This window comes from Singulisphaera chitinilytica (genome assembly GCF_049331405.1).
Classification (GTDB): Bacteria; Planctomycetota; Planctomycetia; order Isosphaerales; family Isosphaeraceae; genus PoT.
Genome location: NZ_CP186274.1, coordinates 846892 through 869899, shown reverse-complemented (window position 1 = coordinate 869899; position 23008 = coordinate 846892). Strand labels below are relative to the sequence as shown.

Here is a 23008-nt window from a genome sequence, read left to right as displayed (position 1 = left end):
ACGGACGGTTCAGATCAGATCCCCCCCACCTCGATCTGGGCCTTGATCCAGGGGATGATCTCGTCGAGCGCCTCGGAGAGAGAGGTCTTCGCCTCGAAATTCAGGAGCTTTCGGGCTTTCTCAACCGCGGGGATCCGTTTCTGCACATCATAAGTGAACGGGGCGTCGGAGACATAGCGGAGCGGTACGTCGCCGTGGACTTTCTTCCAGATCAGTTCCGCCAGTTCCAGGACCGTCGTCGACACCTCGGTCGAGAGGTTGAAGTCCTCATTCTTCGCCGCGGGCGACTCGACGGCCAGGCGGATCCCGTGGGCCAGGTCCCCGCCGTACGTGTAGCAGCGGACCTGCTGCCCGCTGCCGAGGATGTGCAGCGGATCCTGCCCCTTGAGGATCTTCTGCGCGAGGTCGGGGACCACGTGGCTCATAGCGAGCTTGATGTTGCCCGAGAGCACCTCGGTGTCGGAGAGGGCCCGCTTCTCCCCCACGCCGATGCAGTTGAACGGCCGGACGATCGTATACGGCAGCTTGTACTGCTCCCAGGCCCCTTGCGCGAAATACTCGGTCGCGAGCTTCTGGAACCCGTAGGTCGACTGCGGCGGCGGGCAGAGCCTCTGCTCCCCCTCGGCCGACGGATAGGTCGTCGTACTCTCATAGACCATCGACGACGAGACGACCGTGATCTTCTGGAGCTTCGCCGACTTGTGGGCCCAGATCGCGGCGTCGAATGAGGAGGCCGTGATCCGCTCATTCTCGGCGATCAGGTCATAGGCGAGTTCGTGGAAGAGGGAGATCCCGCCAATGATCGCCGCACCCGCGACGAAGTGGTCGCAGTCGGCGAGCAGTTCCTTCATCAAGGCGACGTCCTTGACGTCCCCTTTGACGCCGCGGAACCGCGGGTTCTTATCGTAGGCCCGCTCGAGCGGGCCGTATTTCGTGAAGTTGTCGAGCCCCACCACCTCGTGGCCCGCATTCAACAACTCTTCCACCAAGTAGCCGGCGATGAAGCCGGCGGAGCCGGTCACGAGGGTCTTCACGTGAGGTGCGTCCCTTTCCCGAAGGTGTTCCAGATGTCGATCACGGGCTTGGAGTCGGGGAACTTCAAGTCGCGATATTCTCGGTGCGGCGCGCACAATATCAAGAGATCCGAGCGCTCGATCGCCTCGTCGAGCGTCACGAAATGCGGATCTTGAATATAAACATCAGTACACAACACATCGCCGGCCTCGTATTCGAGGACCTTGCGAAGCTTGTACGAGAGCGACTCACGCGGGTCGTCGCTGTCGGCCTTGAAGGCCATGCCGAGAAGGCCCACGGTCATCTCGCCCAGGGGATACTTGCCCTTGATATGGCGGACGATGAAGTTGGGGAGCCCTTCGTTGATCAGCATCGCCGCCGTGCCGAGCGCGAAGTTATTATTATTGGCGGCGGCGAGCTGCATCGTGTCCTTGAATAAGCAGGGGCCGGCGGCGAGCCCACTCTTCGGCAAGCCGGCCATCCGGGGATAGTCCCGCGTGAGGGCCTCATAGATTTCGTAGAAGTCGATCCCGTAGTCGGTTGCGATCATGAAGAACTGATTGGCCGTCGCGAACTGGATATAGCGCCAGACGTTCGCGAAGATCTTGGTCAGCTCCGCCCCCAAGGGCTCCATGTGCAGGATCGACTTGGCGATCTTGCCGAAGAGCTCCGAGGCCATCTCGACCGCCTTGGCATCGGTGCCGGAGACGATCTGAGGCAGCTCGGTCAGCTCCTCCATCGCCTTGCCTTCGGCGACGCGCTCGGGGCAGAAGGCGACGTGGACGTCACGCCCGAGCGACGCGATCAGCTCGTCGACCTTCATCGTCGTGCCGGGATAGACCGTGCTTCGGAGCACGATGCACTGGCCGTCGCGTAGATACGGCAGGATCCCCTGGAAGAAGCGACGGATCGTGTTGAACTTCGGGTTCAGGTGCTCGTCGACCGGGGTTCCGATCACCACGACGACGAACTGCGACCGGCTGACGAGTTGCGGGTCGTTCGCAACGTGCAGGGAGCGCCCGATGACCTCGCGGAGGATCGGCTCGGCCCCCTTCTCGAGGAAGGGCATGTTGCCCGCCTTAACCTTGGCGACCGAATCATCATTCACGTCATAGATACTGACCTTGAGCCCGCGCGAGGCGAAAGTGATCGCAAGCGGCAGGCCCACGTGGCCGCACCCGCCTACGACGCAGACGTCATACTCGAATTGACTCACGATAACACTCCTCCATGCCAGGGGATCCGTCCACGGCTCGGGGTCTCTTGCTCTCGATGGCCCACGTTCGCGAGGGCGGAATCCGCTCCCCTCGCGTCTCAGCCCGCCCGAGAACACGCCGCCGCTCCCCTTGATTGGCACCCCAGTCATCGTCCCGGATGATTACGCAAAAAGCCGCGCATGTCGTCGAATCGAGATCCGATTATTGGGGGGGAAAGGCCGCCTGACACGAGGTTGTACGGATCATCCCGACAGGGACGCGAGGATCAACGGCGAGGGCTGCACCTCCCGCGATCGGCACGTCCGGCGGCTTTCCTCCGTCGTCACGAAGGGATGCGCCCGGGACGACACCTCGCCACGTCCCGGCCCCAATCCCCGCGTCCGACCGGGCTGGTTGCCGCCCGGATCTTCAAAGCTGTGCGACGATAGCTTTCGGTTCAACCTACTGTCAAGAAACCTTCAGTGCGTCCGGGGAATATCTCATCTTAATATTCACAAAAACTCAAAACTAAACATTGATTGGCGGCATTCGGCAATTCCCCAAGAATGTACCAATCTCGGGCACACGTCTTCCCTTTTCGAAGACTTTACGCGAGGATAGATGCTTGTCTGGACTGGTGGATTCCCCCTGGCACGAATCGGACGATGTAATTAAGTCCGGCGTCAACAAGGCTCGGAAGGCTAGGGGCTGTCGGAAACGATATCCGCTTGGCTCGAAACGGCTGATGCGCGAAGGCCTTGCGCCTCGGCTGCTATCCCGAGTCAGATGTTCACGTTAACGCGAGGGCGAAGCCGGCCCCGTCGAAACCGAGAGGAGGCGCCGTGGGCAGCAAATTCTCCGTGGAGGTCGTGTTCGAAGTGCCGACTGCGGCATGGATCAATGAGGCTCGCAAGGGGAACCTCGAGGCACTCGGATTCGCCTTCGAGAAGTACCGCGCCGAGATCACCCAGGCGGCGGCGAGCTTGCTGGCGGAGAACCTCCGCGTGAAGGTCGACGTCGGGGACCTCGTCCAGGAGACGTACCTCGAGGCCTACCGCGACTTCAGCCAGTTCGACGGCAAGACGGGCGCCGAGTGGAAAGCCTGGCTCAAGAAAATCTTGCAGAACAACATCAAGGAGATCGCGAGGCGCTACGAGACCAGGAAGCGCGACAGGAAACGCGAGGTCCCCATCCCGTCGAAAGGAGACGGGGATATCGCGGCCGACGCCACGTCGCCCAGCGGCCTGGCCATGCGCAAGGAGCGGAGCGAAGCCATTCGTCAAGCCCTGGAACGACTCCCGGAACGCGATCGCCTGGTGATCTACTTGAGGTCCTACGATCAGTGCACGTTCGAGGTCATGGGAGGTCGGCTCGGTTGCTCGGCGGTCGCCGCGAGGAACCGCTGGGTGAGCGCCGTCGAGCGCCTTTGGCGTGAGTTGGGGATCTCCTCGGATGGCCCGATGAACGGGATGAGCCAAGCCATTCGATCCGCGGAATGAGGCCGACAGGCGCCGGGCGAGATACGGCTCAGCGTGCCGTCTTCTTCTGGGCCTGCGACGTCGACGTCGAGAGCGGCCTGGACTTTGGCTGATAAATGAGGAACGGGCGATAGTTCGGGTTGGGCAATCCATTGCCCTTCCCGAGCGCCATCGATGGAGCCTTGGCCTTCGGCTTCGCCACCGAGGGACCGGGCCTCGCGCCGGCGGCCCCGCCCCGGGCGTCCTTGGGCTTCGGCTGGAAATACATGTAGGAGTAGGCCTTCGGAGACTTGAAGGCCTCTTTCTCGGCCGACTGGGTGCCCACGTTCCCTGATTTCAGGGGCTCGACGAGCCCGGGCAGCGGCTTGACCGGGGCGATGGACGCCACGGCCTTCTTCGGCATGAAGAAGAGGTAAGAGCTACCCCGGGTGGGCTTGGCGACGGTCAGCGTCACCGCAGTCGGGGCTGGGGCCGGCTTCGAAGTGGCGGGCCCGGGGCGAGGAGCAGTCGTCGCCCCTCCATCGGGCTCACCCCAACTCCCGGAGGAGCCGCTCCAGTCCTGGTTGGACCTGGCAGCGACCTTTCGCACGCCGGCCTGGGCCGACGCGGAATCGGGGTGCGAGAGGACGAGCACGAACGCGGCCAGGCACCCAAGGGCCATGAGACCGGACGAGGCGGACCGAGCAGCGCAAAACCCCGAGACTCGAGCGGCCTTGGGCCGTCCCATGGATTCCTCCTTGAAGTTCCCCTCGCGAACCGCCCCCGGATCCCTCAGCGACGAGAGCCCGGGTAGCCTGAGGCGAGAGGGACTCCTGCCCTCCCGTTAGTATCGAATCTGAACACGCGTTGGGTTCGCCAACCCAGGCGACGATCCCCGGCGGGGGATCGCGCGATCCATAGCGGGCGGCTCGAACTTACCGGGACTTACCGGAAAGACGACCGGGCGGCACCGTCGCGGTGCCGAAGGTCGCGGAGACCGGAGGGCCGTGCTGTAAATGATCGGACTTGTCGTCGTCGCAAGTTGAGGACACTGGCCGAGGAAGGGCCATCGGGCCCTTGCGGCCATGCCAACCGGCCGCCAATATCCGCACGATCGCCCAAGTCCCCGCGAGACAGGACCTCGGCAGCAAGACATCAGACGCCCGCCCATGTGAACCCTTGAGGCTTATGGCGATCTTGCAATGGCATCTTCCCGGGCGCGGACCGATCGCTTTCGTCACTTTCGTGCGACGTTGGCAACTGTCGGTCGGCCTCGTTATCCTGGGCCGAGGTGGTTGCGTCGGAAGTTTGGAAGTGGATCCGCCTCTCGGACATCGTTGACGAGGGAGAGCCCGCCATGACGAAGCCCACGACCGAGCCGTTCGACCCCAGCCAGGTCCTCGCCCTGGCCTCCGCGGTGGTGAAGGCCGACCGGTTCCCCTACCTCGCCACGATCGACGGCGACCAGCCCCGGCTCCGGCCCGTCTCCCCCGTCCGGACCGACGGTTTCACCATCTACGTGGCCAACCTTCGGGGCTATCACAAGACCCAGGAGATCGAGGCCAATCCCAACGTCGAGCTCGGCTACCTCGACGAGAACCACGACCAGGTCCGCATCACGGGGGTCGCGGAGGTCGTCGCCGACCAGGCCCTCCTGCGGGAGATCTGGGACGGCAACCCCCTGCTCCGCCAGTACCTCGGCACGATCGACAACCCCGCGCTCGTCCTCTATCGGATCCGCCCGGTCCGCGTACGATACATGAAGGAATGGGCCCTCGACTATCACGAGGTGCCGTTCGAAACGTGAGCCGTCGTCATCGGTCGCCCGGCTGCTTCGCCGGGAGTTGCTCGGCCCGATCGGCGAGATGGGGCGCGAGCCAGAGGAAGACTTCCTCGGGGCGATCTTTGGGGTTGATGGATCGCGAGCTTAGGGCGGAGCCATCCTCCGAGAACTTGAGGGTACAGACGAGGTTGGTGTGCCCTTCAAGGGTCATCAGCTCCTGCCCCGTCGTGACCGACCAGATCTTGATCTTGTTGTCGGAACTCCCCGACGCCAGGATGAGGTTATCGGGCGAGAAGGCAAGGGCGGTGACGTTTCCCTCATGCCCGACCAGATCCTCGACGGCCGGCTGGAGGGTCTCCATATTCCAAATTTTTATGATCTTATCATATCCTCCCGTGGCCGCCGTGAGACCGTCGGGCGAGAGGGCCAGCGCATTAACCGCCGCGGGGGTCGGCCGATGGCCGGTGTCATCCGTCCGCTGGATCGTGTCCGTGGCCAGATCCCAGCGCGCCACACGCCCAAACTCGTGGAAGAACACGAACTTGCCATCGCGGTTGGTCGCGGTGAGCCCCGGCCTGGCGTTTGGCGACTTCCGCAATCGATCGGCCCTGGGATCCCATAAATAGAACCCCTCCAGGGGTTGCGCCAGGGCGATCCATCGCAGGTCCGGTGGGGCGGCGATCGTGGTCAGTGCTCCGGTGATCCCCTTCTCTTCCTGGGACAGGCGATGCACCATCCTGGGCGGATCATCCTTGAGGTCCCAGGCGCATAAGACGCGGCTCGAGTCGAGGACGGCGAGATATCGGCCGTCGGGCGTCAGGAGCGGAGCGACGCTCGGCCCCGGGGCGGGCAGCATGTGCGTCTTGAGCAACTTGCCCGACTCTCGACTCCAGAATGCAAGGGTCCCGTCATCGCGGTTGAGTGTCACGACATCTCCCTGAGCCGAGAAACCCAGGAGGAGCGAGACCATCGTCGGCTTGTCGAGCACGACCCGGTCGCTCGGCTTGGTGAGGTCCCAGACCTGGATCCTGCCTTGGATATTGCCCGTGGCGAGTTGGTTACCGTCGGGCGAGAATGCGATGCTCCAGGCCTTCCAGTACTCGGACTGGAAGTCGACGAGTTGGACCGATTGGCCCAGGTCCCAGACCCGGATCGTGCCATCGCTGCCGACCGACGCCAACCGCTTGTCATCCGGAGAGAAGGAGACGCTCAGGGCTTCCTCGGCGTGGCCGGGAAGTTCGACCTTGCAAGTTCCCTGCTCGACATCCCAGAGCCGGATCACGCCATTCAGATGGGCCGTGGCCAGGATCTTCCCGTCGTGGCTGAAGGAGGACGACTGGAAGGCCTGCGGATGCTCGGCATTGATCCCGGGAGGCCCGGGGACGAGGGGAGGAGCCTTCCCTCCCTTGGGCGTGGCGACGAGGCGAAGCACCGGTTGTTGCGACGCGATCTCCAGGACGGCGCCGGCGGACGATGGGGAGGCCACCACGACGTACCTGCCGTCCGGCGAGACCGCGAGTCCGGCGATGTTTCTGTCTCCATCCTGAAACTCGGATTCAACCTTCCCTGTCTCAAGGTTCCAGACCTGGATCAAGCCGTTGTTGCGGCCCGTGATCAGATGCTTGCCATCCGGAAGGTAGCTGACGGAAACGAACGACCTACGGTCGCCAGGGCCATTCGGGTCTCTCGGGCCTCGATCTTTCGGCTCGAAGAGTTCCGCCTTCAGTTCGGCATCCGCCACGTTCCAGACCTTAATGACCCGGTCGTCCCCGACGGTCACGAGCGTCTTCTCGTCGGCAGATAGGCTCAGATCGTTGGCGTCGCCCTGGTGGGCTTCGATGGAATGGAGGCGAGTCCCGGTGTCCAGATCCCAGATGCGACAGGTGCCCCCGGCGCCGCACGAGACGAGCCTCTTGCCATCGGAGAAGTAGCGGACGCGGTAGATGATCCCCTCATTTGCCGGGATCTCGCGCACCAGGGTGCGAGGGTTGCAGCGTTCCCAGAGGTAATACCAGGGGAAGTTGCGGAGGTCGTCCGGGCCTTTCGCCTCCTTGTAGGGCGAGAGCAACTCCTTGGCCTGCGTCACCTCGAATCGCTTCAGGTACTGGGCGGCCCGCTTGATGTTCGCCTCGTACTTGATGATCCTTTCCCTCAAGCCCACATGGCGAGAACGCCACAGTCCGATCAGGGGGAAGGTCAAGAGGCTCGCGACCAAGATGGCAAGCGGACCGGCCCACATCAGCGTGCGCCGGTTGCGGCTCTCCCAACGGGTGGCGCGTTTGGCGAGGCTCGGGCCGCGGCCGTGGATCGGCAGCCCCTCGAGGAAGCAGCGCAAGTCGATGGCCAGTTCGGTCGCCGACTGGTAGCGATCCTCCATCTCCTTGGCCATCGCCTTGTGGACGATCTTCGCCAGGTCGGGGGGTATATCCGGGTCGACGCGGCGCAGGGCCGTCGGTTCCTCATGGATGATCCGGCGTGTCAGGTCACCGCGCTCCTGGGCGTCGAACATGTGGCGGAGGAGCAGCAACTCGTACAGGGTGACGCCCAGGGAATAGACGTCACCAAGTTCGTTGCTGGAATCCTGGCCGAGCACGCGTTCCGGGCTCATGTAGCGCATGGTGCCCGGCATCTCCTGGGTCCTCGTCAGGTCGCCGCCATCCTTGAGGCGGGCGAGCCCGAAGTCGGAGACCCAGAGGTTCCTGTTCTGGTCGAGCAGCAAGTTGGCCGGCTTGATGTCTCGATGCAGAATCCCTTGCGAGTGCGAGTGCGCGAGGGCCTCGGCCGCGTGGAGCCCCATGGTGGCCACGAGCCTGAAAAACTCCGACCGTTCGTCGGGGGAGGGCGAAGGCCGCCCCGACTTCTTCGCCTCGTCCCGCTCCTCACGCCTCTCCTTGATCCACTGGGCGAGGGTCGGCCCCTCGACCAACTGCATCGTGAAGAAGTGGATGCCCCGCTCGGAGCCGACGGTGTGGATGGGGACGATGTTCTGGTGCTTGAGTCTCGCCGCGGCTTCTGCCTCGGTCTTGAACCGCTTGAGATTCTTCGGGTCGAGCGCCGAGACGATGGGGAGGGCCTTGAGCGCCACGCGACGATTCAGGGAGATCTGCTCCGCCTCGTAGACGACCCCCATTCCACCGCGGCCGAGCTGCCGGAGGATCAGGAAGTCGCCCAGTCGGGTCGGCGTCACCTGCTGGGGATCGTCGGCGCCGCCGGGCGTGCCGTCGAGGTGCTCGGCGATGTCGAGGACTTCGAGGCAGAGCCTGAGTTTGTCCGCGATCCTGGGATGCCTTGCGTACCACTCCTCGGGATCGGGAGATTCGCCGGCGCGCACGGACGCGAGGAACTCGTCGTAGACCCTCACGAGGAGGGAGGCTTCGGCGTCCCTTTCTAACGACTCGTAATCAACTTCGGTCCGCTCGCCGGATTCGTGCGATGAGATGACGGGTAAATCATGCTCCGTCGAATCCGACAAACCATGCGTTTCGGAATTCACAACGTCCTCTCAAGCACGAAATCGCCCCGCGACGATCACTTCGATTTCATCAGCCCAGCTCGCGCCATATCCTTCGATATATCGACCGTCGGATCGGCCCCGAGGCGGCCGGGGGCCTTGATTGCGTTGACGACCCGAAGGAAATTGGATCGGGCTATGCTCCTCGATCATTCATCGCCGTTCGGACATTGCTCAATCCCTTCTTAGGAAGGGGGTCGAATTCCATGATTACCTCGCCCTGTCATCATCAAACTTAAGTTCCTCGACGGCGCGAAATCTTGACTCGAACAGGCAGGATTGAAGGCTGGTGCAGCGAGATAAGTCGGCGAAACATGGTCGACGCTCGCAATCGAGGGCGATGGCATCCCGATTCGCGATGGGACCGCAACCGACGTCATCTAGCAAATAGTTCTACCCGAGTTACACGGGCGAGTGCATGTCCTAATTTAGCAGGAGTATCGAGAAGGGGAGTCCGAATTCCGGGTCCTCGACGACCATTCTACGACCGTTGCCGCAATTCGTGAATATTTTGACGCCAACATGCTGGACGAAGGCATCAAACCATGAGCTATGCCTGCGGTCGGCATAAGCTCGGGTAAGCAACTAATCTCATAAAGATTAGGGCGGCGAATTGCTCGCCGGAGAAGTCTCGTCGGGCGAGGGCGGCTCAGGCCAGGAGGGCCGGCACGACACGAGCCCCGGTCACCCCGGCATCCGTAAGGCTATCATCCCGGCCTTCGTGCGGATAGGTGAGCCGATGGTGGTCGAGCCCTAGGGCGTGGAGCAAGGTCGCCTGAAGGTCATAGACCGTCACGACGTCGGACACGGAGCTGTATCCAAATTCGTCGGTAGCTCCATGTGTATACCCCGCCTTGAAGCCCCCTCCCGCGAGCCAGAGCGAGAAGGCATGGCGGTTGTGGTCGCGGCCGTCCGACCCCTGGGAGACGGGGAGGCGCCCGAACTCGCCGGTCCAGAGCACGATCGTGGAATCAAGCATTCCTCGCTGTTTGAGATCCGTCACGAGTGCCGCGCTCGGCCCGTCCGTCTGGGCGCAGAGTTCCTTGAGCTTCTCGGCGTTGTTGCTGTGCGTGTCCCAAGGCTGGCCGCTCAGGAAGAGTTGCACGAAGCGGACCCCGCGTTCGATCAACCTCCGGGCCAGCAGGCAACGCGACCCGTACTCTTTCGTGGCCGGGTTGTCGAGCCCATAGAGCCGGCGGATATGAGCCGGCTCCGACTCGAGGTTCAGCGCCTCGGGCACGGCGGTTTGCATGCGGGCGGCGGTCTCGAAGTTGGCGATCCGGGCGCTTAGTTCCGTGCCCGAAGGATGCCGGCGGCGATGCTCCCCGTTCAGCTCGCGGAGGAAGTCGAGTTGGTTCTTCCGGGCCGAGGCGCTGACCCCCTCGGGCATCGCCAGGTTGAGGACGGGGGACGGCCCCGACCGGAACGGAGTCCCCTGATAGATGGCGGGCAGCCAGCCGCTCGACCAGTTGCGAACGCCATCGACGGGGAGGCCGCCGGGGTCGGCGAGGACGACGTACGCGGGCAAGTCCTGGCTCTCGGAGCCGAGGCCGTAGATCACCCACGAGCCCCAGGTCGGACGCCCCGCGAGGATCTTCCCCGTGTGGATCAGGCGCAGGGCCGCCTCGTGGTCGACCGAATCGGTCTTCATCGAGCGGATCAGTGTGATGTCATCGACGATCCCAGCCGTGTGCGGCAGGAGCTCGGAGAGGGACGTCCCCGCCTGCCCGTGCTGCGCGAACTTGAACGGGGAGGCGAGCACATTCCCCTTCTGCTTGTCGAAGTGGACCTCGAGCGAGCCGGGATAGGGCTGGCCGTGGCGTTTGGTCAGTTCCGGCTTCTGGTCGAAGAGGTCGACCTGGCTAGGCCCGCCGTGCTGGAAGAGGCAGATGACGGATTTGGCCTGAGGCTCCGGCCGTATCAGGGGCGACGCCGAGGCGCGGCGGAGGTCGGCGTCGAGGAGATGGGCCAGCGCCAGCGAGCCGAGGGCCCCGGCCGAGCGACCCAGGAATGCGCGGCGGTTGAAAGCGAACTCGCGATCTTCCAACATTGGGCCCGTTCCCTCGACGACCACCGACAGGGTAAAGAGACGACGTCCAATCCAGTCGCGGCACTCAATCTACGTACAAGAACGGATTGCTCGCCAAGAGCATCTGGCAGAAATCGGACCAGGCGAGTCGCTCCCCCTCATCGGCGGGACGACCGGCATATTGCGCCGGCTGGCTGGCGAGGAAGCGCAGGGCCGCGGCCCACTCGACCTCGTCGGGGGGTCGCCCCACCGTCAAGCGGAAGGTCCGATCGATGCGGGCCCCGGCATCCTGGCCGACCTCGTCGCGGACGCGCCGGGCGAGCGCACTGGCGCGAGTCGCAACGAATTCGGAGTTCAGCAAATTCAAGGACTGGAGCGGTATAGTCGAGGTCGACCGCTTGGGGCAGCCCGCGACGATCGAGGGGGCGTCGAAGACCTCGAGCATGCTCAACACTTGCGTCCTGCGTTGCTGGAGGTAGACCGAGCGGCGATGCGCCCCGGGCGTCGATTCCGTCACGACCACCTCGCCATCTCCTTGCCGCTGGCTCGGCACGAACGGACCGCCGCGAGCGGGGTCGAGTTCCCCGCTGACGGCGAGCATGGCGTCACGCACCTGCTCCGCGTCGAGCCGGAGCAGCGGGAAGCGCGAGAGCAGGCGATCGTCGGGGTCGGCCTTCTCGGCGGCCTCGTCTTGAGGGACTCCCGACTGACGGTAAACCGCCGAGCTCACGATCAGGCGCTGGATCGACTTGAGCTTCCAGCCGCTGCGGATCAGCTCATCGGCCAGGAACTCGAGCAGTTCGGGATGCGAGGGGGGCGAGCCGCTGTAGCCGAAGTTCTCGGAGGTCGCCACCAGGCCGACGCCGAAGTGTTGTTGCCAGATCCGGTTGACCATAATCCGGGCGATGAGCATCGAGGGCCTCGAGCCGCCTCGGGTGAACCAGTTGGCCAGGGCCAGGCGACGCCCGGTGCTCTCGGCCCCTTCGAAGGGTGGCTTGGCCTCGAATGGATTGTCCGCGTCGGAGAGGATCGCGACCCCCGACGGCTCGACCTTGGCCCCGAACTTCCCGTAGTCGCCCCTCGTGAGAATGTGGGACTCCGGGGGATTCGGGACCTGATCCGTCACCCAGGCAATCCGCCCCGGGTTCGGCGTGCGCCTGGCCGTAACCTTCGCGACCGCCGCCTCTTGGTCCTTCCTCGCCTCTTCGAGCCGGGCATTCAGTGCCTTCCTCGCGGGGGCGTCGACCTTGGGGTCGCTGGCGTTGATGGTGACGTCGTCGACGACGAAGCTCCGCCCGCAGCAATACTCGAAGCCGAACCCGCCGTCGGGGAGATCCTTCGACGCGAGGGTGATTGCCGGCCCTTCCGACTCGCCTTCGACGATGTGGTCGAGCCGGAATTTCCCATTGCCAACGTTCGTGACGCGGACCCCGTAATGCCGCCCTGGGGTGTACTTCGCCGAGCCGAGGATGCCCACCTGCTTGGCGTCGGGCCCCGGGTATCCCTTGTTGATCGCGGCGCCGCCGTCGGGGTTGCCGTCGAAGAGGAGGTTCCCCGCCCTGGTCGACTTGCTGCCATCGTGGGCGGCGATGTAATAGCCGATGCGCTGGGCGGGCGTGCCCTTGGGGTCGAGACGGTCGGAGACGAGGCGGAAGGTCGCCTCGATCCAACTCCCCTCCCCTTCGGGCGTCCAGTCGAATGACTGCGAGGTCGTCAGGCGGCGGGCGCTCTCGGAGCCGACCTCAATGATGCAGAGCTTGCCCTCGCGGGCCAGGGCGCCCGGCGGCGTCTCGGAGTCGACCTGGATCGGCCCGGTCCCCGCCAGGGCCAGGGATTGCCAGCGAGGGGCGAGCCGCTCGTCGAAGCCGTCGCGGAAGAGGTCGACGCCGGGCTCTCGCAATGCCAGGCGTTTGGCCCGATGCTCGGCCTCGACGGCCGCGATCTGGGCGTCGATCTCCTTCTGCTCGGCCTCCCAGCGCTGAAGTTGATCGCCGGGGGCGGCGACCACGACCCGCTCGGCCGGCTTCTTCCAGCGATCCGGCTGGTCGACCGGGAGGGCGGCGCGGAGCACGGCCTGGAGGCTGTAATAGTCGCGCTGGGTGACGGGCTCGAATTTGTGGTCGTGACAGCGGGCGCATTGCAGCGTGAGCCCGAAGAGGGAGCTGCCCAGGATCTGCACGGTCCCCTCGAGCACCGCGTAACGATCGGCGCGGACCTCGTCGGGATTGCCGTCGCTCTCGCCGGTGCCGTCCTGGCTGTTCCGGAGGAAGTGAGTCGCCACGAGCTGCTCGACCATCGTCGGCGTCACCTCGGCCCCCGGCCGATAGCCGGAGACCTCGTCGCCGGCGATCTGCTCGCGGACGAACTGATCAAAAGGCTTGTCGTCGTTGATGGCTCGAATCACGTAGTCGCGATACCGCCAGGCGAGCGCACGCTCGCTGTCGGCATTGAAGTAGCCGTTGGAGTCGGCATAGCCGGCGACGTCGAGCCAGTATTTCCCCCAGCGCTCGCCGTAGGCGGGCGATCCCAGCAGGCGCTCGACCAGGCGGTCGTAGGCGTCGGGGGCGGGGTCGGCCTCGAAGGCGGCGACCTGCTCTGGGGTCGGCGGCAGGCCGGTGAGTCCGAAGCTGAGGCGGCGGATCAGGGTCGCGCGACTGGCCCCGGCCGCGGGCTTCAATCCGGCCTCATCGAGACGGGCCGCGATGAAGTGATCCACCGGAGTCTTCGCCGAAGTCCCCTCCGGCAAGGCCGGCACCTCCGGCCGCTTGAGCGGGGCGAAGGCCCAATGCTCGACCTTCTCACCGATCTCGGCCGATGACCTCGGCAAGCCCGGCGCACCGGCCTCGATCCAGCGCCGGAGCCGGGCTTTCTCGTCGTCGGAGAGGGGATCCTTGGGAGGCATCTCGCCGCTCGAGACCTGCTCCCAGAGCGGGCTCTCGTCGAGCTTACCGGGGATGACGGCCGGCCCCGACTCCCCTCCCCGGGCCATGCCCGCCGGCGTCGCCAGGCTCAGGCCGGCCTTATGCTCGCCAGGCCCGTGACACTTGACGCAACGCGCCTTCAGCAGGGGCATGACCTCGTTCGCGAGGCTCGCCGATCGGGGCTCCGCCCCCTGGCCGCGGGATGCGCTCGAGGCCAGGCCGGACGCCAACAGCCCGAACCACAAACCCCAGCATGTGATCAATCGATGGCGCCGCCATCTCCGGCTTTTTTCGATGCCATTCACCATAAATTGACCGGCGACTGCCGCCCCTTTCGACTATTGGGAGAGGCGATTTGTTTCACGCTGGTTCAACATACCGCGATGATACGCGATCTCCGCGAGACATTCCAAACCTCGTCGATGGCCGACCGCGGGTTTCGAAATCGCGCAATATCCGGCAAGATTGCCGATTCGGCCTTAAATCGCTGCATTACTCAGATTGTGTGCATCGCTGATCTTGTGGAAATCCGTTGCATTAACAGCCGACTGTGAGGATTATAGGATTTCTGCGGGGGATCTCCCGGCGCATCATTCGGGGGATTTTTCGAGGCGAGACCTGCCGTTGAACTGCCAGGCGAACTTACTCTTGGATTCGCAGCTCGGACGACACGCACCAGAAAGGGAGAACGCTTAAATGGCGATCACGTCGCGCATTCAACCGTGGGGATTCCGACGTTCGGGCAAGGACCGTGACGGCCGCTTGCGACGAGGGGCGATCCGGCCGGTCGTGCAACTGCTCGAAGACCGCAGCCTCCTCGCCACCTTCACCGTGACGACGACGACCGACAACGACACCACCAACGGCGATACGGGGTCGCTCCGACAGGCGATCATCGACCTCAACAAGTCGACCGACGCTTCGAACACGATCAACTTCAATATCAACGCCTCGGGCGTCCAGTCGATCGCCCTCAAGGCCGACCTCCCCGAGATCAAGGTCCCGGTCCTCATCAACGGCTACTCCCAGCCCGGCTCGTCCCCCAACTCGTCGGCCATCGGCGACAATGCGATCCTGCTGATCGAGCTCAATGGCAGCGGGGCGACCAAGGTCGGCCTCAACATCAGCGCGGGCAGCTCCACGGTCCAGGGCCTGATCATCAACCGCTTCCCCGGCAACGGCATCGAGCTGCGGGGGAACGGCGGCAACACGATCATCGGCAACTTCATCGGCACGAATGCCGCCGGGACCGCCGCGCTGCCGAACGGCGGCTCGGGCATCTCGATCCTCGACTCCCCCACCAACACCATCGGTGGCGCGGTGTCGGCCAGCCGCAACATCATCTCGGGCAACGGCACGAACGGGATCCTGGTCGACCTGAACGACGCGAAGGCCTCGGCCCCGGCGACCGGCTCCAACTCCTCGTCGAACCTGATCCAGAACAACTACATCGGCCTGAACGCGTCGGCGACCGCCACGCTCAACAACAAGCTGGGCAACGGCGTCTTCATCAATAACTCCGCGGGCAACCAGGTCGTCGGCAACACGGTCTCGGGCAACAGCATCGGCGTCCAGATCGGCGGCACCTCGTCGACGAACAACGTCCTGGCTGGGAACTTCATCGGGACCGATCCCCTGGGTTCGGTCCCGCTGGGCAACCAGGTGGGCGTCAGCCTGGGGACGGGCGCCCACGGCAACCTGATCGGCGGGACGACGTCGACGGCCCGGAACATCATCTCCGGCAACGTGACGTCGGGCATCGCGATCTCCGACTCCAACCCGAACCTCACCGAGTTGAACATCATCCAGGGCAATTACATCGGCACGAAGGTCGATGGGATCAATGGCCTGGGCAACGGCGGCGACGGCATCCTGCTGGTGGCGAGCAAGCAGACGATCGGCGGCACGACGGCCGGGGCGCCCAACATCATCGCCTTCAACGGCGGGGCGGGCGTGAACGTCTCGACCGGCTCGGGCAATGCCATCGTCTCGAACTCGATCTTCGGCAACCACGTCGGCATCCTGCTCAGCTCCACCGGGAACGGCAACCAGGCGGCCCCCGCCCTGAACTCGATCACGAGCGTCAGCGGCAGCACCCTGGTCCGCGGGACGGTGACCAGCACGGCGAACACCCAGCTGACGATCCAGTTCTACGCCAACCCGAACCTCGACCCGGGCGGAAACGCCGAGGGCAAGACCCTGCTGGGCAGCTCGACGGTGACGACGAACAGCAGCGGCGTCGTCTCGTTCGCGATCCTGCTCCCGTCCTCCTTCCCGTTCGGCCAGTACGTCACCGCGACGGTCACCACGGTGCCGGGCAATAACACGTCGCCGTTCTCCCAGCCGCTGGTCGCGAGCGTGCATACCTCGGACGTCGGCGTCTACCTGCCCGCGTCCGACACCTTCGCCCTGGCCTTCCTGAACCCGAGCCCCTACTCGTCGTCCCCGTTCACGGGCCAGAGCGTCTTCCCGTACGGCGGCCACGTCGGCACGAATTATTCGATCCCGATCACCGGCGACTTCAACGGCGACGGCATCACCGACGTCGGCATCTACGTCCCCTCGACCGACACCTTCGCCATCGCCTACCTGAACAGCCAGGGGCAGATCAGCGCCCAGCGGATCTTCCAGTACGGGGCGCACGTCGGCAACAACTTCTCGGTGCCGGTGACGGGCGACTTCAACGGCGACGGCACGACCGATGTCGGCCTCTACGTCCCGACGACCGACACCTTCGCCCTGGCCTTCCTGAACCCGAGCCCCAGCTCTCCCAACCCGTTCATCGGCCAGAACGTCTTCCAGTATGGGGCGCACACCGGCACGAATTACCCGACGCCGATCACCGGCGACTTCAACGCCGATGGCGTCACCGACGTCGGCCTGTTCGTGCCCGCCAGCAGCACGTTCGCCCTGGCCTACCTCAACCCGACCCCCGTCGGCTCCGTCCCAATCCTGGCCCAGAGCGTCTTCGTCTACGGTAGCAACGCCAACGGCGTGAACTCGATCCCGGTGACGGGGGACTTCAACGCCGACGGCGTCACCGACGTCGGCATCTTCGCCCCGGCGATCGACACGTTCGCTCTGGCTTTCCTCAGCCCGAACCCGAGCGGCCCCTCGGTCTTCCTCGGCCAGAGCGTCTTCCGGTACGGGTCGCACACCGGCACCAACTACTCGGTCCCGATCACCGGCGACTTCAACGGCGACGCGACCACCGACGTCGGGATCTACGCCCCGACGACGAGCCTCTTCGCCCTGGCGTACCTCAACCCGAGGACGACCGGCTCCAACCCGTTCGTCGGGCAACGCGTCTTCGTCTATGGCACGAGCGTCGGCGGCGTCGCTTCCGTGCCGATCACCGGCGACTTCAACGGCTCCGGCGCCGGCACGATCGCGGCCAGCGTGAGCGCCCAGAGCATCGCGTCCGACAAGGCCCCCTCGACACCGACGACCGAGGCCATCCACGCCCAGTCCGTCACCACTCCGGCCCCCTCCTCGTCTCCCTCGTCGAAGATCAGCGCGAGGGCAATCATGGCGGACCTCACCAGCGCGAGGAAGGCCCGCCTCGGCACCCTCGTGGTGAACGGCCAGGCCACCCGCCGCTACGGCAGCCTCGTCCCGGTCTGACGCCAGCCAGAAATATCCGGCGAGAAAGCCAACCCTGCAAAGACCGACCCCGAGGGCCTCTTGGCCTTCGGGGTTTTTTGATGCCCCTCACGGAATAGAGGGCGATCGGCCGGTGTTGTGACTCAAGAGCGCGAGACGATCATGATCGGGAGTGCTACACCGAAGGGAGGTGGATCATGGCCGGATCGCTCGCGACACAGGCATCGCGAGGGCATCGTAACCCCGCCCTCCCCTTCGAGGGAGAATCCTTCCTTCGCGTGGTGGACGACCCTCGCACATGCACCCGGTGCCTCTCACTTCTTCTTCGCGGGGCGAAGATCGGTATCCACCTTTTCGCCGTCGCGAACCTCGCGGATACCGTCGAGCACGATCCGGTCTCCCACGCCGACCCCCTTCTTGATGACGAAGAGATCGTCGAGTTCGTTACTGACGGTGATCTCGCGTTGATGCGCCACTTCGTCCTTGTCGACGACGTAGACGTAACGCTTGTCGAGGATCTCGAAGGTGGCACGCTGGGGGACGACGACGGCGTCGGGTATCTTGTGGTGGATCAGGACGGTGCCGGTCTGACCGTGGCGCAGGACGCGATCGGGGTTCGGGAAATCGGCGCGGAAGGCGATGGCCCCGGTCGCGGCATCGAAATTGGCCTCGATCGCACCGATCTTGCCGTTCTGCGAGAACCTCGCCCCGTTCGCCAGCACCAGTTCGACCCGGTCCCCCTCGCGCTTTTCACGTTCGGCCATGTAATCGAGATACTGCCTCTCGGGCATCTTGAAATAGACCCAGATTGCGCCGTTGTCCGACAACTCCGTGAGGTTTTCCCCCTCCTTGACCAGGGCGCCGACCTGCTCGTTCAGGCTGCCGACGAGGCCGTCGAAGGGCGCGACGATTTTGCCGAAGTCGCCCGCCGGTTTCGGCCTATTGGCAGGCGGTTCGATCTCGATCATCAAATCGCCCTCCTTCACCGCCTGGCCTTCCTTCACCTCGATCTTGCGGATGAACCCGTTCTCGAGTGCGCGGATGTTGATGTGGCGTTGGGCGTGAATCTGGGCGACATATTGCTGGACGACATCGGCATCCATCACGCGAGGGTTGGTGAGGATGATCTTGCGGCGAGCCCGGACTCCATCAACCCTGGAAGGCCCCGCCTCTTTCCCGTCGTCCCCGACTCGTCGCTCCTCGTCGCCCCTGGGGCTGATGAGGATGCTCGCGCCCGGCGCTTCGACGCGGATCGGCGTGTCCCCGATCATCTCGACGACCGCCACCTTGCGCGGAGGCTCATCCTTGCGGGAGACCAGGATGTGGTACGTCCAGTTCGCCGGCTCGACCCCCTTGGCCCCGCCGCCTGGATCCTTCGGCTGCGCGGTCCCCGGCTGGGCGAGAGCCACCGCACCGGCCGCGATCACGGCCACGACCCCTGCGGCCGTGGCCGCGAGTTTGATCTTGCGTAGCAGCATGGATATCAACACTCCTTCGGTCATGACGACGATCGATCTCGGGACGGCTCCCGCCGCCGTTGCATAAGCCACCGTCGACTCCGCCAGGGGCGTCGGCACGGCCGCACGAGCGGCATCGCCACCGGCCAGGGCCAGGGCGCAAGCCCCGGCGCCAGGCCTCGACGCTCGAGCCGCCCTCGCAACCGCTGCCGCCCCCGGGCGAGGCGGCTCTTGACCGTCCCGACCGCGCACCCCAGATGTTGCGCCGCTTGCTCGTGGGTCCGGCCCTCGAGGTCGCAGAGCACCACCGCCGTCCGGAAGCGGCCCGGCAGGCGGTCGACCTCCTCGTGGATGATCGTCTCGAGGTCGTGATTGGCCTGGTGCGGCGGTGTCGACGATGTGGCCCGGAGCGCGGCCGCCGCGAATTCGTGCGAACGACGCCTGATGGTCATCGATCGGTCGTGGATCGCCGCACGATAGGCCGCCTGATGCAGCCAGGGGGCCAGCGAGTCCCGGCCCCGGAGCGACCCGGCCTTGCGGGCCAGGGCCAGGAACGTCGCCTGGAAGGCGTCCTCCGTCGCGGCCTCGTCACGAAGCACGGACCGGCAAACCCTCAGGACGAAAGGCCCGTGACGAGCCACCAGTGCGGCAAAGGCCAGCTCCCTGGGCTCGCCGCGGCCTCCGGCAAACCGCTCGAGCAACTGGCCGTCGGAGAGCGAGCCGATCGCCCCCGCGTTGAGGAGCGCCCGCAGTTGCAAGAGCATGTCGCCGCTGTTCTTGACCCCCATGTGTCCTCGCTTCCCGGCCGGGCGTCCGCAAATCTCACGGGTAAACGCCGCGAGCGGCCTCGCGCGTTCCCGTTTTATTTCTCGGCCGACGATTTTTCATGAGATCAGAACGGACTTTCGCCTGCGAATCTCCACGTCGCAACGAATCCGGGCCGATTTCCAGGGCGACGCCCAGCTCCGACTTGCCAAGACCCTATGACAACTGTCTAATAACAGACAATTGTCTCGGACCATGCCAACTCGGGGACAGGGCTCATGTCGACGGATGAAACGGTGAAGTCCTCGGGCACGGATACGCTGCTCCGCGCGCTCCTGATCGCGGCCCTGGCCTTCGCGGCGCTCTGCGGGCTCCTGCTGTCGATCCTCTTCCCGCTGGTGGGCCTGATCCTTTTCGGGCTCGTCATGATGGTCGGGTCGGTGATCTACTCCTTGATCCGCTGGCGAGAGTCGCGACGTCAGTCGACGCTCTGGGCCCTCGCCCTGGCGGCCGAACAGGGGATCCCGCTGTCGGGGACGCTCGAAAGCCTGGCGGGCGACGACATCGGCGAGTATTCGCAGAAGCTCCGGCGCCTGGCGAGGCTGATGGATGCGGGGGCCCCGCTCCCCGATGCGATCAACCTGACGCCGGGGGTCTTACCGCGAGGGACCACGTTGTTCATCCGAGGAGGCTGGGAGGCCAACCGCCTGGCCCCCGCGCTCCGGGAGACGGCCGCGGGGGTCGCCCTCCGACGCCCGCTGCAATTCATGGTCGGGGCGAGGTTGTCCTACTTCCTGTTCCTCTTCGTCGCCATCCAGGTCATCAGCTGGTTCCTGCTCTACTTCATCATGCCGAAGTTCGAGGCAATCTTCTTCGACTTCGGGGTCGACCTGCCCGCGGTGACGGTGTTCGTGGTCCGCGCGAGCCATTTCGCCGCGTCCGCTCAGGGAGCCCCTTTCCTCCTACTGGCGATCGTCGCCGAGGCGTTCCTCCTGATGCTCGTCCCCCTGGCCCTGGCGCGGGGCTGGCAGGACGGCATCCCCATCCTGGATCGGTTCTTCCCGTCCAGGCATGGCGCGAAGATCCTCCGCTTCCTGGCCTGGGTCGTCGAGGCCGAACGGCCCCTTTCGGGCGGGGTCGCGTCGTTGGCCCGATACTACCCTTCGCGATGGGTCCGGGGCCGGCTCGAACTGGTCCTCGAGGACCTGGTGCGGGGCGTGCCCTGCTGGGAGGCGCTCGAGAAGCGGAAGCTGATCCGCCCCGCCGACCACACCTTGCTCGACTCGGCCGACCGCGTCGGGAACCTCGGCTGGGCGATGCGGCAGCTCGCCGACGCCAATGAGCGACGATTCGAATACCGCCTGCGGATCGGGCTCCACGCCGTCTCGGACGTCGTCGTGCTCGTCCTGGGGGGAGTCGCACTGCTCATGGCCGTGGCCTATTTCTCCCCGCTCGTCACCCTCCTCACGAAGCTCGGGGATATCCCCGTGAAATGACGCGCCGGGAGGCCCGACGGATTCGTGCCCGATCATATCCAGGGATGATCCCGTCAAAGCAAATCGGGCCGGTCTCGCGATGGCGAGCCCGGCCCGAAGGTTTTTGCCGATCCGACGGCCCGGGTCGACCGGGCCGGTGAGGAGGGCGTCTGGCGATCAGACGAACTTGGTGACGCCCGGCTTGGCGACGGGGACCTGCGGGGCCGCGCCCCAGGCATACTGGGCGGGGGCGAGGCTCTCCTTGGAGTTGAGGGCCTGCTCCCAGGTGATGACCTCGCCGGTGTAGGCGGCCATGCGTCCCATCAGGGCGAGCACGGTGCTCCAGGCGGCGTACTGGCCCCCCTGGATCGGCTTGGCCGCGCGGATCGAGGCGAAGAACTCGTCATGCTCGGTCTGATACATGTTGTTTTCGCTACCGCGATAGCGCCAGGCGTTCGGCCCGCTGATGCGCTTGCCGAAGATGTCGCACGTCCCCTTGGAGCCGAGGACGTAGTCCTTGGTCTGGTAGGCGGTGTCGCGCCAGTGCCGGCAGTTGTGGTAGCCGCGGACGTTGTTCGGGTACTCGTAGACGATCGAGAAGTGGTCGTAGATGTTGCCGTACTGCGGCTCGGTGCGGACCTGTCGGCCGCCGGAGCCCCAGCAGCGGACCGGCGGCTGGTCGCCGAGCACCCAGCCCATCGTGTCGATGCCGTGCACGGCCTGCTCGACGATGTGGTCGCCGCTGAGCCAGGTGTAGTAGTACCAGTTCTTCATCTGGTACTCCATGTCGCTGCTGACCTGCTCGCGGGTGGCCCGGGGCTCCCAGACGCCGCCCGAATTGTATGTGGTCTCGATGGCCACGATGTCGCCGATGGCCCCGTCCATCACGCGCTTGACGGTCTCGCGCCTCGGGTTGAAGTACCGCCAGCAGAGGCCCGAGACGACGGAGAGGTTCTTCTTCTTGGCGATCTCGCAAGACTCGAGGACCGAGCGGACGCCGGGGGCGTCGGTCGCGACCGGCTTCTCGACGAACATGTGGACGCCCTTCTCCACGGCGTAGGCCATGTGGATCGGGCGGAAGTGCGGGGTGCTGGTGAGCAGGACGACGTCGACCTGGTCGATGACGTTCTTGAAGGCGTCGAAGCCGACGAACTGCCGATCCTTGGGGACGTCGACCCGGCCCGAGACGGGGGACGACTTCAGCGTCGCGAGGCTGTCGTCGAGGCGATCCTGGAACGCGTCGGCCATCGCCACGAGCTTGACATTCTGGTCGGCCGAGAGGGCCTGCTCGGCCGCGCCGGTGCCACGTCCGCCGCAACCGACCAGGCCGACGCGGAGCGTGTCGCTCCCGGAGGCGGCGTGGGCGGTCGTCATCAGGGTCATCTGGGCCGCGGCAGCGGCGGCGGTCACGGTGGCGGCGGATTGCTTGACGAACGAGCGACGGCTGGGATGGGAGTCGCGCATAAGGGGCCTTTGCTCCGTGTGGGGCCATGGAGGCGGGGGCGAGCTGAGACGCTTCGGAATCGTCTCGATCGGCCTATTGTGCCAGGCGCAGTCCCGCCTGGCAATGTCTCCGTTATCACAGGCTTTCGCCGGGCAATCGCGACGCCCCGGCCAGAATCTTGAAACCGGCTCCGATTCGAGCGTCACTATCGGCGTGGTTCGATCACAGGCCGAGGAAATTCAGCGATGGCCAACGAACGGTTGGGGACCCTCTCGAAAGACCTGGAGACGCTCTTCGGCCCGGGGACGACCGAGCACATCGACGACGGCCGACTCCTCGAACTGTTCGCCTCG

General features: G+C 65.2%; 13 protein-coding genes. 4 read left to right on the top strand and 9 right to left on the bottom strand.

What is annotated here, in order from left to right; all coding sequences use genetic code 11:
* Window positions 1-14 precede the first annotated feature (14 nt).
* Complete coding sequence (locus ACOYYX_RS03150) at window positions 15-1034, bottom strand: NAD-dependent epimerase/dehydratase family protein (protein ID WP_422928483.1); 1020 nt, start codon at window positions 1032-1034, stop codon at window positions 15-17.
* Window positions 1031-2230: a nucleotide sugar dehydrogenase gene (locus ACOYYX_RS03145; protein ID WP_422928482.1), complete on the bottom strand. Its 1200-nt coding sequence runs from the start codon at window positions 2228-2230 to the stop codon at window positions 1031-1033. Before ACOYYX_RS03145 ends, ACOYYX_RS03150 begins: the two co-directional genes overlap by 4 nt.
* 822 nt (window positions 2231-3052) lie before the next feature.
* Here ACOYYX_RS03145 and ACOYYX_RS03140 point away from each other — a divergent pair.
* Window positions 3053-3709: a sigma-70 family RNA polymerase sigma factor gene (locus tag ACOYYX_RS03140; RefSeq protein WP_422928481.1), complete on the top strand. Its 657-nt coding sequence runs from the start codon at window positions 3053-3055 to the stop codon at window positions 3707-3709.
* 28 nt (window positions 3710-3737) lie between these two features.
* On the opposite strand, the gene ACOYYX_RS03135 is transcribed toward ACOYYX_RS03140, so the two are convergent.
* The gene (locus ACOYYX_RS03135) at window positions 3738-4415 is read right to left on the bottom strand and encodes a hypothetical protein (RefSeq protein ID WP_422928480.1); all 678 of its coding nucleotides are present in this window, start codon (window positions 4413-4415) and stop codon (window positions 3738-3740) included.
* A gap of 609 nt (window positions 4416-5024) precedes the next feature.
* Between ACOYYX_RS03135 and ACOYYX_RS03130 the strand changes: the two genes are divergently transcribed.
* A complete protein-coding gene (locus tag ACOYYX_RS03130) occupies window positions 5025-5474 on the top strand; it encodes a pyridoxamine 5'-phosphate oxidase family protein (protein ID WP_422928479.1) in 450 nt (149 codons plus the stop codon).
* Window positions 5475-5481: 7 nt separating this feature from the next.
* On the opposite strand, the gene ACOYYX_RS03125 is transcribed toward ACOYYX_RS03130, so the two are convergent.
* The 3 genes from ACOYYX_RS03125 to ACOYYX_RS03115 form a co-directional block, all read right to left on the bottom strand.
* Window positions 5482-8811 carry a protein kinase domain-containing protein gene (locus ACOYYX_RS03125; RefSeq protein ID WP_422928478.1) on the bottom strand — a complete coding sequence of 1110 codons (3330 nt, stop codon included), beginning with the start codon at window positions 8809-8811 and terminating at the stop codon, window positions 5482-5484.
* Between the two features lie 799 nt (window positions 8812-9610).
* Complete coding sequence (locus tag ACOYYX_RS03120) at window positions 9611-11011, bottom strand: DUF1501 domain-containing protein (RefSeq protein ID WP_422928477.1); 1401 nt, start codon at window positions 11009-11011, stop codon at window positions 9611-9613.
* A 64-nt stretch (window positions 11012-11075) separates the two neighbouring features.
* Window positions 11076-14063, bottom strand: coding sequence for a PSD1 and planctomycete cytochrome C domain-containing protein (locus ACOYYX_RS03115; RefSeq protein ID WP_422928476.1), 2988 nt, complete (start codon window positions 14061-14063; stop codon window positions 11076-11078).
* Between the two features lie 544 nt (window positions 14064-14607).
* On the opposite strand from ACOYYX_RS03115, the gene ACOYYX_RS03110 reads away from it, so the two are divergent.
* Window positions 14608-17535, top strand: coding sequence for a beta strand repeat-containing protein (locus ACOYYX_RS03110; RefSeq protein WP_422928475.1), 2928 nt, complete (start codon window positions 14608-14610; stop codon window positions 17533-17535).
* Window positions 17536-17828: 293 nt separating this feature from the next.
* Here ACOYYX_RS03110 and ACOYYX_RS03105 read toward each other — a convergent pair whose 3' ends face one another.
* Window positions 17829-18992, bottom strand: coding sequence for an efflux RND transporter periplasmic adaptor subunit (locus ACOYYX_RS03105; RefSeq protein WP_422928474.1), 1164 nt, complete (start codon window positions 18990-18992; stop codon window positions 17829-17831).
* A gap of 20 nt (window positions 18993-19012) precedes the next feature.
* Window positions 19013-19759: an RNA polymerase sigma factor gene (locus ACOYYX_RS03100; RefSeq protein ID WP_422928473.1), complete on the bottom strand. Its 747-nt coding sequence runs from the start codon at window positions 19757-19759 to the stop codon at window positions 19013-19015.
* 255 nt (window positions 19760-20014) lie between these two features.
* Between ACOYYX_RS03100 and ACOYYX_RS03095 the strand changes: the two genes are divergently transcribed.
* Entirely contained in the window at window positions 20015-21232 is a 1218-nt protein-coding gene (locus tag ACOYYX_RS03095) for a type II secretion system F family protein (RefSeq protein ID WP_422928472.1), read from the top strand.
* Between the two features lie 156 nt (window positions 21233-21388).
* Here the strand turns inward: ACOYYX_RS03095 and ACOYYX_RS03090 are convergent, their stop codons facing one another.
* Window positions 21389-22675 (bottom strand): Gfo/Idh/MocA family protein, encoded by a 1287-nt coding sequence (locus ACOYYX_RS03090; RefSeq protein WP_422928471.1) that lies wholly within the window; start codon window positions 22673-22675, stop codon window positions 21389-21391.
* Between the last annotated feature and the right edge of the window lie 333 nt (window positions 22676-23008).